The sequence below is a fragment of the uncultured Bacteroides sp. genome, from assembly GCF_949298305.1.
Classification (GTDB): domain Bacteria; phylum Bacteroidota; class Bacteroidia; order Bacteroidales; family Bacteroidaceae; genus Bacteroides.
In genome coordinates this window covers 1-12,791 of the sequence record NZ_CASFWU010000079.1, presented here as the reverse complement: position 1 = coordinate 12,791, position 12,791 = coordinate 1, and the positions used below count along the sequence as shown (strand labels likewise).

5 protein-coding genes, 2 tRNA genes and 1 pseudogene are annotated in these 12,791 nt (G+C 44.7%); 5 read left to right on the top strand and 3 right to left on the bottom strand.

Going from position 1 to position 12,791, the window contains the following annotated elements; translation table 11 throughout:
- Nucleotides 1-102: 102 nt before the first annotated feature.
- From Q1Y74_RS10700 to gyrA, 3 genes and pseudogenes are all read right to left on the bottom strand, one after another.
- Nucleotides 103-337, bottom strand: a pseudogene (locus Q1Y74_RS10700) (transposase); the annotation flags it as partial.
- Between the two features lie 85 nt (nucleotides 338-422).
- Nucleotides 423-1,709 (bottom strand): tetratricopeptide repeat protein, encoded by a 1,287-nt coding sequence (locus Q1Y74_RS10695; protein WP_300814307.1) that lies wholly within the window; start codon nucleotides 1,707-1,709, stop codon nucleotides 423-425.
- Between the two features lie 31 nt (nucleotides 1,710-1,740).
- Entirely contained in the window at nucleotides 1,741-4,323 is a 2,583-nt protein-coding gene (gene gyrA / locus Q1Y74_RS10690; RefSeq protein ID WP_300814306.1) for a DNA gyrase subunit A, read from the bottom strand.
- Between the two features lie 846 nt (nucleotides 4,324-5,169).
- On the opposite strand from gyrA, the gene Q1Y74_RS10685 reads away from it, so the two are divergent.
- The 5 genes from Q1Y74_RS10685 to Q1Y74_RS10665 all read left to right on the top strand — a co-directional run bounded on the left by Q1Y74_RS10685 (nucleotide 5,170) and on the right by Q1Y74_RS10665 (nucleotide 12,556).
- Entirely contained in the window at nucleotides 5,170-7,701 is a 2,532-nt protein-coding gene (locus tag Q1Y74_RS10685; RefSeq protein WP_300814305.1) for an ATP-dependent Clp protease ATP-binding subunit, read from the top strand.
- A gap of 100 nt (nucleotides 7,702-7,801) precedes the next feature.
- Nucleotides 7,802-9,850: a molecular chaperone HtpG gene (gene htpG, locus Q1Y74_RS10680; RefSeq protein ID WP_300814303.1), complete on the top strand. Its 2,049-nt coding sequence runs from the start codon at nucleotides 7,802-7,804 to the stop codon at nucleotides 9,848-9,850.
- 182 nt (nucleotides 9,851-10,032) lie between these two features.
- Entirely contained in the window at nucleotides 10,033-12,327 is a 2,295-nt protein-coding gene (locus Q1Y74_RS10675) for a patatin-like phospholipase family protein (RefSeq protein ID WP_300814308.1), read from the top strand.
- Between the two features lie 71 nt (nucleotides 12,328-12,398).
- A tRNA-Arg gene (locus Q1Y74_RS10670) sits at nucleotides 12,399-12,475 on the top strand.
- 7 nt (nucleotides 12,476-12,482) lie between these two features.
- Nucleotides 12,483-12,556: transfer RNA gene (locus Q1Y74_RS10665), tRNA-Arg, on the top strand.
- Nucleotides 12,557-12,791: the final 235 nt, after the last annotated feature.

The window sequence follows — 12,791 nt, the reverse complement described above, 5'->3', positions numbered from 1 at the left end:
ATAATTATATGCTATCGTTTTGATTTTCACACTATAAAGATACATATAATTGAGCATTCTAACTAATTTTCAGGCACATTTCTTATCCAAAACTCAGGTCGGATAATGTGTCTGTATGGAACGTGCCACCCTCCAGAATGCCAGGAAACCAGATTTCTCCACTTTGTCATACCACCTGGCAAGCCTTGTCAGCGCCACATCCCTTTGTCTGCACTGATGGAAGATGAGTCCCAGCCTCATGGTGAGGTAATATGCCTTCTTGATATCGGAATATTCCCTGAAGGATTCCGGCGCGTACACGCTGGAATTCGGTCCATAACGATAATTCTTCAGTTATTCATTGACTATAATTGGTAAAAAAACAGCTTCAAATCCCAGCAAAGGAATTTGAAGCTGTTTTTTCTTTTTTTCAATTGAACTTATTATTGCATCATATCTTCAATTTCTTTGAATTCAGGTCCCATATCCAAGTTGTAATAAACACGATACAAACCGTTCAACCACAAATCTTTCTGGTCGGGTTTCAGAGCTCTTGCCTTTTCATAGCAAGGTTTTGCCTTTTCGTAGAAAGTTTTCAAAGTTGCCTGGTCTTCTTTGTATTTCGGATCATTTACGTCTGTAGTAGCATTCTCAGAGAAGTCTTGAGCTTGCAAGCAGTAAACCAGACCCAAATTTGAATAGGCTTCTGCGTAATTAGGGTCTACTTCCGTTGTTTTTTGATAGAATTCAATACTCTTGTTCAATGCGTCGGCTGCTTCCTGCGCTTTGTTCTGTTCTTTAAGCACGCTATACATGTTGTGATACAGATAACCCTTTACATACAAATAGAAAGTATTGTTGGGGTCTTTGGCCAGCATATTGTCAGCAAACTGCATAGCTTCATCATACTTGTTGTTGCTGCTGTAATAGTCAATCAAGTGACCGAAGAAAAATGCGTGGTCAGGGTACTTTTGGATACCTTCCTGCAAAGAGGCAATCCATTTTACAGTGTCACCTTGAGCCTTCAATGCCGTTGAGATGAATTCCATTGCGTATTTACCTACTTCCTTATCATTTTTAGCGTAAGGAGCATACTTCAATACATTAGGATAATCTTCATTTTTGGCAGCTGCCAAGCTGGCATAATAAGCGATTTGGGGTAATACAGTGTCTGTCTGCAACAGGTTCTCTTTCTCAAGCATGGGGCTTGCTGCTACATCAATGTAAGTTGCGAAGAAATCCAAAGCTTTTGCATTGAGATCCTTTGCTTCCTGATCTGTTTTGCTGGTAGCCATATTGAAGTACTGGATACCACCGTTAATCAGATTGCCACGTTCGCCCATCATGGTTGCGGCATTTGATTTTCTGTATTTGTTTTTAATCTTACCCTTCTCATTAGGAATTTGAGCCAGTTCATCGCATTTCAAGAAGTATTTGCACATGTTCAGTGCACTGTTATAAACTTGCAGAGTGTCATAAGGCTTTCTCAAGAAAGCATTTTCCATCTCTTTCTCACTTCTTCTTCTTTGAATAAATCCGGCAACGTCCCATGTAGCAGGATCATCTTTCGTCTCAGGATTTGTCAAGGCTCCTTGAATCAGCTGTTCAGCTTTGGCAAAATCCGGATTGGTTCCATTGGCTATGCTTTTGGCTTCCTTAACTGCCTTTTCCTGGGCAAAGGTAAAGCCTGCAGCCAGCAATAAACACATTGAAAATAGTACTTTTTTCATGATTGTAGAAAATTTTAAATTAATATTATGTCTATTCTTCGTTTTCAAATAACTCATCGTCAAACAATCCTTTTTCTATCGGACGGCGGTTCTCAGTTTTTTCAGCGTTGCTATCCTCTGACAAGACATTTCCATTGTTTTCAGTATCTTCGGTTTCAACGTCTACATTTTCTGATGTGACTTTACATACAGATCCGATTTCATCGTTTCTTTTCTCAAGATTGATTAACCGTACTCCTTGTGTAGCTCGACCCATGATACGCACGTCGGCCACTTTCAGACGGATGGTGATACCCGATTTGTTGATAATCATCAAGTCGTTCTCGTCTGTTACAGATTTGATTGTCACCAATTTTCCTGTCTTTTCAGTGATATTCAGAGTCTTGACACCTTTTCCACCTCGGTTGGTTTTGCGATAATCTTCTATGTCCGAACGTTTTCCGTATCCTTGCTCAGAAACAACCATAATTGTTTCGGTTTCAGGGTCCTTAATGCAAATCATGCCTACAACTTCGTCTTGACCGTCTTCGTCCAATGTGATACCGCGTACTCCCGTAGCGGTACGTCCCATAGGGCGGACTGCGTTTTCGTTGAAACGGATAGCACGGCCGTTGCGGTTGGCAATGATGATTTCGTTTTCACCATTGGTCATGCGTACCTCTATTACACGGTCATCTTCGCGAATGGAGATGGCATTGACGCCATTCTGCCGCGGGCGAGAATACTGTTCGAGTACAGTCTTCTTGATAATGCCGTTTTTCGTACAGAATACGACATAATGGCTGTTGATGAATTCCTCGTCGTTCAAGTTCTTTACACGCAGATAAGCATTCACCGCATCGTCCGAATCAATGTTCAGCAGGTTCTGGATGGCACGTCCTTTGGAGTTCTTTGTACCTTCGGGAATTTCATAAACTTTCAGCCAATAGCACTTGCCCTTTTGGGTGAAGAACATCATGGTGTTGTGCATGGTTGCCGGATAGATATGCTCCACGAAATCCTCGTCGCGAGTTTCTGTTCCCTTGGAACCTACCCCACCCCTGTTTTGTGCACGGAATTCACACAAGGGAGTACGTTTGATGTAGCCCATGTGAGAGATGGTGATAATCATTTCATCGTCCGAATAGAAGTCTTCAGGATTGAATTCTTCAGATGAATATACGATCTCAGAACGGCGCTCGTCGCCATATTTATCCCTTACCTCGATAAGCTCGTCCTTGATGACTTTGCGGCAAAGTTCATCGTTCACCAGAATTTCTTCCAAATAAGCAATCTGTTTCTGAATCTCTTCATATTCAGCATGCAACTGGTCTTGCATCAGTCCTGTGAGTTGGCGCAGACGCATCTCGACAATGGCACGGCTCTGGATTTCGGTCAATTCAAATCTTTCCATCAAGCCTGTAATGGCATCGTTGGGGGTTTGAGCTGCACGGATAATCTTGATAACTTCGTCAATATTGTCCGAAGCGATAATCAATCCTTCCAAGATATGCGCACGTTCCTTGGCCTTCCGCAAATCAAATTTGGTACGGCGAATGACAACATCATGACGGTGTTCGATGAAATATTTAATCAGGTCTTTCAGGTTCAGCAGACGTGGGCGTCCGTGAACCAATGCCACGTTGTTGACACCGAAAGATGTCTGCAACTGCGTCATCTTGTATAACTTGTTCAGTACTACGCTGGCGTTGGCATCCCTCTTCACGTCGATGACGATGCGCATACCCTCGCGGTCCGATTCATCGTTGGCGTTGGATATGCCTTCTATCTTCTTTTCATTGGCCAGATCGGCGATAGACTTAATCAGCTCTGCCTTGTTGACCCCGTAGGGAATCTCTGTCACTACAATCTTGTCGTGAGTAGCTCCGGTTTCAATCTCGGCTTTGGCGCGCATCACTACACGTCCGCGCCCTGTGAGATAGGCCTCGCGCACACCGCTCATGCCATAGATATAGCCTCCTGTCGGAAAGTCGGGAGCCTTGATGTATGTCATCAGTTCTTCGATATCAATATCGTTGTTGTCCACGTAGGCCACGCAGGCGTTGATGACTTCGGTCAGGTTATGGGTCGGCATATTGGTTGCCATACCAACAGCAATACCCGAAGCACCATTTACCAGCAGGTTCGGAATGCGGGTCGGCATTACGGTCGGCTCCTGCAAAGAGTCGTCGAAGTTGTTTTGCATGTCCACCGTTTCCTTGTCGATGTCCTGCATCATGTCTTCACCGATTTTCTGAAGGCGGCATTCGGTATAACGCATTGCTGCAGCACTGTCGCCGTCTACCGAACCATAGTTGCCTTGTCCGTCTACCAGCATGTAGCGCATGGCCCAAGGCTGTGCCATGCGGACCAAAGCTCCGTAAACGGACGAGTCGCCATGCGGGTGATATTTACCCAGCACTTCGCCTACTACTCTGGCCGATTTTTTATAAGGTTTGTCTGATGTGTTTCCCAATCCCATCATACCGAAAAGAATTCTTCGGTGTACTGGTTTAAAACCGTCTCTAACATCCGGAAGGGCACGCGAAACAATGACCGACATGGAGTAGTCAATGTAGGATGACTTCATTTCCTCCTCGATGTTAATCTTTATAATTCTGTCTTGTTCAAGCATTTAGGAAGATTATTAATTATACATTGCATGGCTTGTGAAAAACCATGCTAAAGTACTGCTTTTTTACGACATACGAAAACATTTCGGAAAGAAAGTTTTTCGTGAGAAAGCTCGGTAAAGTCCTCGTCGTATTTCCGGTGGAAAGAAGAAAACAACTGTTTTTCATGATATCTTATATAATAAAAAAGGTATAGACTGGTATTCATTCGAAACCTTCTTTAGCTTCGATTTGACAATCTGACACTTTGATTTCTTAATCTGCTTAGAATCGCTTTTTTCGGCCTGAAGTAGAGGGCTGTGAGATTTTTTAAAGCGGAAAACGGCTAGTTTGTTCATACACAATCAGATAGCGAAATATTTACATTTAAACTAGACAGGAAACGCATGGAAAGATGAGAAAGAATACGTGGCACCCTCCTTTTTCAAGGTCCATCACCCCTCTTTGGGAGTCTAAAGTCGACGTTTATAAGGCCGAAATAGGATGTTATTGTCACCCAAAAGCCATCTTCTCACCTTTAAAAAGCCCTGTTCTTCTACACAGGAAACGATGTGACGATGGCCAACATGCGATTCTACGGGATTTCATCTTGCATTTTCTGCCATTTTTCATCCTATTTTGTCATCTTCGAAAAATATACGTGTCGTTCAAAAAAACGAATTATATATCTTTTTGTATACATTTATTCGGTTTTTATAACAGTTTGCCTTTCAAAAAAATGAAGCTTCCATCCGTAGTCGGAAAATTGGCACAAGATTTGTAGAATATTTGGAAACGGCATTGTACACATACTCATAAAAATGTGTATCTTTGTCACGGATATAACCCAAACATGAAGGAGAAAATCAATGAACAACCAATTTTCACAAAGAGTTTCTGACGTATTGACTTATAGTAAGGAAGAAGCCAATAGACTGGGAAACAGCATTATTGGACCGGAACACCTGCTGCTCGGCATCCTGAGGGATGGTGGTGGTAAGGCAGTGGAAGTGCTGACGAAACTCGATGCAAACCTGAACCAAATCAAGAAGCGCCTTGAGGAACAACTGAAGGACGCCGAAGACGATAATCTGCTGAATGACGGAGAAATTTCGTTCTCACCTTCAGCATCACGGATACTAAAAATGTGTATCCTCGAAGCCCGTCTGCTGAAAAACGAGCAGGCCGATACGGAACATTTGCTGCTGGCCATTCTGAAGGACGAGAGCAATATGGCTGCCGAAGTCCTTTTGGACAATTATGTGACTTATCAGTCCGTATTTGAACTGCTTACAAAGAAATCGGCCAATCCGAATGCCGGCATGTTTTCAGAGGACGATGAAGACGACGAGGAAATGAACATGTCCCGGTCCGGACAAGATAGCGGCCGCAATGCTGGAGGCATGTTCTCATCGGCACAGACTGCATCCCGAAAGCCGGACAACGACACCCCTGTGCTGGACAATTTTGGTACGGATATTACAATGGCAGCTGCCGAAGGTAAGTTGGATCCTGTTGTAGGCCGTGAACGGGAGATTGAGCGCCTGGCCCAGATTCTGAGCCGACGCAAGAAGAACAATCCCGTGCTGATTGGCGAGCCCGGTGTCGGCAAGTCGGCCATTGTTGAGGGACTGGCTTTGCGCATCGTACAGAAAAAAGTCTCGCGTATTTTGTTTGACAAACGGGTTGTCATGCTCGATATGGCTTCTGTGGTCGCAGGCACCAAGTACCGCGGCCAGTTCGAGGAACGCATCCGCTCCATTATCAACGAGTTGCAGAAGAACCCCAACGTCATTCTGTTTATAGACGAGATACATACCATCGTGGGTGCTGGAGCGGCCGCAGGCAGTATGGATGCGGCAAACATGCTGAAACCTGCCTTGGCCCGCGGCGAGATTCAGTGCATCGGTGCTACAACTTTGGATGAATACAGAAAGAATATTGAGAAGGACGGAGCCCTGGAGCGTCGTTTCCAGAAGATTATTGTGGAGCCTACTACAGCGGAAGAGACCTTGCAGATTCTGAAAAACATCAAGGAAAAGTACGAGAACCACCACAATGTCACCTATACGGATGAAGCGATAGAGGCATGTGTCAAGTTGGCAGACCGCTACATCACCGACCGCAATTTCCCTGACAAGGCTATCGACGCTTTGGACGAAGCTGGTTCGCGCGTACATCTGACCAATATCAATGTGCCTAAGAGCATTGAAGAACAGGAAAAGCTGATAGAGGAAGCCCGGCAGCAGAAGTCTGAAGCGGTGAAATCGCAGAATTTTGAGTTGGCAGCCAGTTATCGCGACCGCGAAAAGGAACTTTCGTCCCGTCTGGCCGTGATGAAAGAAGAATGGGAAGCGAGCCTGAAAGAGGAAAGGCAGGTCGTGGGCGAAGAAGAAATTGCCAAAGTGGTGTCTATGATGTCAGGCATACCTGTACAGCGTATGGCACAGGATGAAGGTGCCCGTTTGGCCGGCATGAAGGAGAAACTACAGTCGCTGGTGATTGCTCAGGACGCCGCCATCGAGAAACTGACGAAGGCCATTCTGCGCAGCCGCGTAGGCTTGAAGGATCCGAACCGTCCCATCGGCACGTTTATGTTTCTTGGGCCGACTGGTGTGGGCAAGACGCACCTGGCCAAGCAGTTGGCAAAATATATGTTTGGTTCTACCGATGCCCTGATACGTATTGACATGAGCGAATTCATGGAGAAGTTTACGGTTTCCCGCCTGGTCGGAGCACCTCCGGGCTACGTCGGCTATGAGGAAGGCGGTCAGCTTACCGAGAAAGTGCGTCGCAAGCCCTATTCCATCGTATTGCTCGACGAGATTGAGAAGGCCCATCCAGACGTGTTCAACCTGCTGCTCCAGGTGATGGACGAAGGCCGCCTGACAGACAGTTATGGCAGGACAGTGGACTTCAAGAATACGGTCATCATCATGACCTCCAATGTCGGCACGCGCCAGTTGAAGGACTTCGGTCGAGGTATAGGATTTGCCGCGCAAAATCGCGTGGACGACAAGGACTATTCCAATGGCGTGATACAGAAGGCTCTGAACAAGTCTTTTGCACCGGAGTTCCTGAACCGTATTGACGAAATCATTACGTTCGACCAGCTCTCACTGGATGCCATAACCCGAATCATTGACATCGAGTTGAAAGGATTGTATGACCGCATTGAAAATATAGGTTACAAACTGACTATTGACGACGAAGCCAAGAAATTCATCGCCTCCAAGGGATACGATGTGCAGTTCGGAGCCCGTCCGCTGAAGCGTGCAATCCAGAACTATCTGGAAGACGGATTGTCCGAACTCATCATTTCTTCCACATTGGTGGCCGGAGACACCATTCGTGTTTCCTATAATAAGGAAGGTGACAAGTTGGATATTGCCAAAATGTAATATGCTTTTTCTGTGAAAGCGCCAAAATGTCAGTCTCTACAAGGCTGGCATTTTTTTTGTTTGACAGAAAGCAATTAACGATTAAAACCAATTAGTAATTATGCAAAAAGGCAATATTGGGGTAACTACAGAAAACATCTTCCCCGTAATCAAAAAATTCTTGTACAGCGATCATGAGATTTTTCTTCGCGAATTAGTGTCCAATGCAGTCGATGCCACCCAAAAGCTGAAGACGCTGGCCTCTATCGGCGAGTATAACGGTGAACTGGGTGACCTGACCATCCATGTATCATTGGGCAAGGACACTATCACGGTTTCCGACCGTGGACTTGGACTAACAGCCGAAGAAATAGACAAATATATCAACCAGATAGCCTTCTCGGGTGCCAACGACTTCCTTGAGAAGTATAAGAACGATGCCAATGCCATCATCGGACACTTCGGCCTGGGCTTCTACTCCGCCTTTATGGTAGCCAAGAAGGTGGAAATCATCACCAAGTCCTATAAGGAAGGCGCACAGGCTGTGAAGTGGACGTGCGACGGAAGTCCTGAGTTCTCTATCGAGGATACGGACAAGGCTGACCGCGGTACAGACATCGTGCTCTACATTGACGACGATTGTAAGGAGTTCCTGGAAGAGCCGCGCATTTCTGCGCTGTTGAAGAAGTATTGCAGCTTCCTCCCCATTCCCATTGCTTTTGGCAAGAAGAAGGAATGGAAAGACGGTAAGCAGGTGGAAACATCCGAGGACAACATCATCAACGACGTAGCACCCATCTGGACCTTGAAACCCAGTGAACTGAAGGATGAAGACTACAAGAAGTTCTATCGTGAACTTTACCCGATGTCAGACGAACCATTGTTCTGGATTCATCTGAACGTGGATTATCCGTTCCACCTGACGGGTATTCTCTACTTCCCGAAAATCAAGAACAACATCGAACTGACCAAGAACAAGATACAGCTCTATTGCAACCAGGTGTATGTGACCGATTCGGTAGAAGGCATTGTACCTGATTTCCTGACCCTGCTGCATGGTGTACTCGATTCTCCGGACATTCCGCTGAATGTATCTCGTTCCTACCTGCAGAGCGATGCCAATGTGAAGAAGATTTCGACTTACATCACCAAGAAGGTATCCGACCGTTTGCAATCCATCTTCAAGAACGACCGCAAACAGTTCGAGGAGAAATGGGACGACCTGAAGATTTTCATCCACTACGGAATGTTGACTCAGGAAGACTTCTACGACAGGGCCAAGGACTTTGCCCTGTTTACGGATGCCGACGGGAAGCATTACACCTTTGACGAGTACAAGACGCTCATCAAGGACAATCAGACCGACAAGGATGGCAATCTGATTTATCTTTATGCCAACAATAAAGAAGAGCAGTACAGCTATATTGATGTGGCCAAGAACAAAGGCTACAATGTGCTCTTGATGGACGGCCAACTCGACATCGCGGTAGTGAGCATGTTGGAGCAGAAGTTTGAGAAATCACGCTTTGTCCGTGTGGATGCCGATGTTATCGATAATCTGATTGTGAAGGAGGACAAGAAGGCCGAGACCTTGGAAGCCGGCCAGCAGGAGGCTCTGACATCTATCTTCAAGAGCCAGCTTCCCCAGATGGACAAGACCGAATTCAGCATTGTTTCGCAATCATTAGGCGAAAGCGCTACTCCTGTCATGATTACGCAAAGCGAGTATATGAGGCGTATGAAAGAAATGGCCAATATTCAGGCCGGCATGAGTTTCTATGGTGAGATGCCGGACATGTATAACCTGGTGCTTAACTCGGATCACGTTCTGATTAAAGGAATTCTGGCCGACGAAAACAAAGAATGTGCAGCTGAAGTTGGAACCGTACAGGGCGAAATGGATAACCTGAACAAGCAGCGGGACGAATTGAAGAAGAAGCAGGAAGGTAAGAAGGCCGATGAGATTCCTACCGCCGAGAAGGACGAGATGGAAGCCTTGGATGGGAAATTGGAGAATCTGAAGAAGCAAAAAGAGCAGATTTATGGCGATTATGCTTCCAAGAACAAGGTCGTTCACCAGTTGATAGACCTGGCGTTGCTTCAGAACGGTATGCTGAAAGGTGAGGCGTTGTCTAATTTCGTAAAACGAAGCATTGAACTCATAAAATAAAGAAACAGGAGCGAATCCTGCAAAATTAAGAAAGTGCTGCAAGCAGAAAAATGCGGGCAGCACTTTCTTTTTTTATCCGACTTTCATAGGACAACCTTGCAAATCTTCTAGAAGTCGTTGGCGCATTGGAAACTAATCCTTATATTTGAGCATTAAAAAATGATTTTGATGTTTTGAAAATCATGAAAAGATTTTTTCTGTTTGGGATATTTTGCCTGATGCTTCTGCCTGCGATGCGCGCCCAAAAGGTCGGTCTCGTACTGAGTGGAGGTGGAGCTAAGGGAATGACACATATAGGAATCATACGGGCTTTGGAAGAGAATGGCATTCCCATTGACTACATTGCCGGCACATCTATGGGAGCCATTATCGGTTCCCTCTATGCTATGGGATATTCTCCCGATGAAATGGAGGATTTATTGCGTTCCCCCGATTTTAAACGTTGGTATTCCGGAAAGGTCGAATCTCAATATGAATACTATTTCAGGAAGGGGCGTCCTACACCTGAATTCTTCAACTTGCGTTTTTCTATGAAAGACTCACTGAAAAACAGTCCGTTGAAGCTGCCTACCAATATGGTAAATCCCATACAGATGAATCTGGTGTTCGTTGAACTCTTTGCCCGGGCCACGGCGGCCTGTAACGGTAATTTCAACAATTTGTTCGTACCTTTCCGTTGCATAGCTTCCGATGTGTATAACAAGCAGGCTCTTGTGATGCGCAACGGCGATTTGGGAGATGCGGTACGTGCTTCCATGAGTTTCCCGTTTGTGTTCAAGCCCATTGAAATTGACGGAACGTTGGCCTACGATGGAGGCATTTACAACAACTTCCCTACCGACATTATGCGCGAAGATTTCCACCCGGATTTCATCATCGGCAGTGCCGTAGCAGCCAATCCCAGCAAGCCTCAAGAGAACGATTTGATGAGCCAGTTGGAAAACATGATTATGCAGAAGACCGACTACTCTATTCCCGATTCATTGGGTTTGGTTATGAACTTCAAGTATGACGATGTCAACCTGTTGGATTTCGACCGCCTGCAGGAACTGCATGATATTGGTTATAACAGAGCTATCAGCATGATGGACTCCATTAAAATGCGGGTTCATCGTAGAGTCAGCGCAGAGAACGTGAAGCTGAGACGGATGGTTTATAAAACTACGCTGCCCGAACTGCGCTTTAGGGACATATACATTGACGGTGCCAACGAACGCCAGCAAGCCTATATCAGAAAAGAATTTCATGACAATTCATACGATGTTTTTACCTATGAAGACCTGAAACGAGGTTATTTCCGCTTGCTATCCGACAATATGATATCGGAAATCATCCCTCATGCTGTTTATGATCCTCGTAGCGGTTACTACAAGCTCTATCTGAAGGTTAAAATGGAAGATGAGTTTTCCGTAAAACTGGGAGGAAGTGTGTCTACAACCAGTTCCAATCAAATTTATCTGGGGGTGGGCTATCAGAACCTGAACTACTATTCCAAAGAAATAGCTTTTGACGGTCAGTTGGGTAAGATTTATAATAATGCCCAATTCATGGCAAGAATCGATATTCCAACTTTCATTCCTGCTTCTTATCGTCTGATTGCTTCTATCAGCACATTTGATTACTTTAAGAAAGACAAGTTGTTCTCCAAGAACGACCAGCCTTCTTTCAACTCTAAAGATGAACGGTTTCTGAAGCTGATGATTTCCTTGCCTTTCCTGGCGAATAAAAGGGCTGAATTCAGTTTCGGAATAGGCAAACTTACTGACAATTATTATCAGACCAGCATCATTAATTTTGAAGAAGACCGTGCCGACCAAAGCGTTTACAACCTGCTTGGAGGCAGTATCGGATTCTATGGAAGTACACTGAATGCTAAGCAGTACGCTACACGGGGATATTATGAAAAACTGGTAGCTCAAGTTTTTACAGGAAAAGAAAAATTTATTCCGGGTAATACCCAAGACAAGTCTTCTATGCTGGAAAAACAATCATGGTTGCAGATTTCATACATGAAAGAAGCTTATCATCCTATTACTTCGAAATTTACTTTAGGATGGATGACAGAATCTGTGTATTCATCGAAAAATTTCTCGGAAAACTATACGGCGACCATGATGCAAGCATGTGATTTTTCACCTACACCACACAGCAAACTGATGTATAACGATGCTTTCAGAGCCAATCAATACATAGCTGCTGGCATCAAACCTATTTTTATATTGAATGACATGTTTCAGTTCCGGACAGAATTCTATGGCTTTATGCCTATATTTCCTATCAAAAAGAATGCTTTAAACAAAGCATATTATGGCAAGGCATTTTCTTCGTTTGAATATATGGGTGAAGTTTCCATCGTGTGTCAACTGCCATTTGGAGCCATATCTGGGTATGTGAATCATTATAGTTCACCCAAACGGGAATGGAACGTAGGGCTGACCATCGGTTGGCAACTGTTCAATTATCGTTTTATCGAATAAAATTTGAAAAAAGTTCTCCATTTGTTTGCTGAATCAAAAAAAGTACGTATCTTTGCACCCGTTAAACGAATGGCCGCGTAGCTCAACTGAATAGAGTAGCTGACTACGGATCAGCCGGTTACAGGTTTGAATCCTGTCGCGGTCACCATTAATAAGGTCGCGTAGCTCAACTGAATAGAGTAGCTGACTACGGATCAGCCGGTTACAGGTTTGAATCCTGTCGCGATCACATAAAAGGATGTACATTGGTACATCCTTTTATGTTATTAGAAATCTGGGGTCAGCGGATATTCGGGGGTCAGCGGATATTCCCGGTTGGTAGGCATGGTGTATCAAGCGTATTGCGTAGCAAGTCTGAACATAAAGAGGGACATTCAGTAAATAGTATAAAATTAGCCAACTAATTCATACACAAAGTATTGCGAATTAGTTGGCTTTTTTGTATCTTTAGGTATTCCCCCGAA

Coding starts and splice junctions, on each gene's coding strand:
- Q1Y74_RS10695 (WP_300814307.1), bottom strand. CDS start 1,709: ATGAAAAAAGTACTATTTTCAATGTGTTTATTGCTGGCTGCAGGCTTT.
- gyrA (WP_300814306.1), bottom strand. CDS start 4,323: ATGCTTGAACAAGACAGAATTATAAAGATTAACATCGAGGAGGAAATG.
- Q1Y74_RS10685 (WP_300814305.1), top strand. CDS start 5,170: ATGAACAACCAATTTTCACAAAGAGTTTCTGACGTATTGACTTATAGT.
- htpG (WP_300814303.1), top strand. CDS start 7,802: ATGCAAAAAGGCAATATTGGGGTAACTACAGAAAACATCTTCCCCGTA.
- Q1Y74_RS10675 (WP_300814308.1), top strand. CDS start 10,033: ATGAAAAGATTTTTTCTGTTTGGGATATTTTGCCTGATGCTTCTGCCT.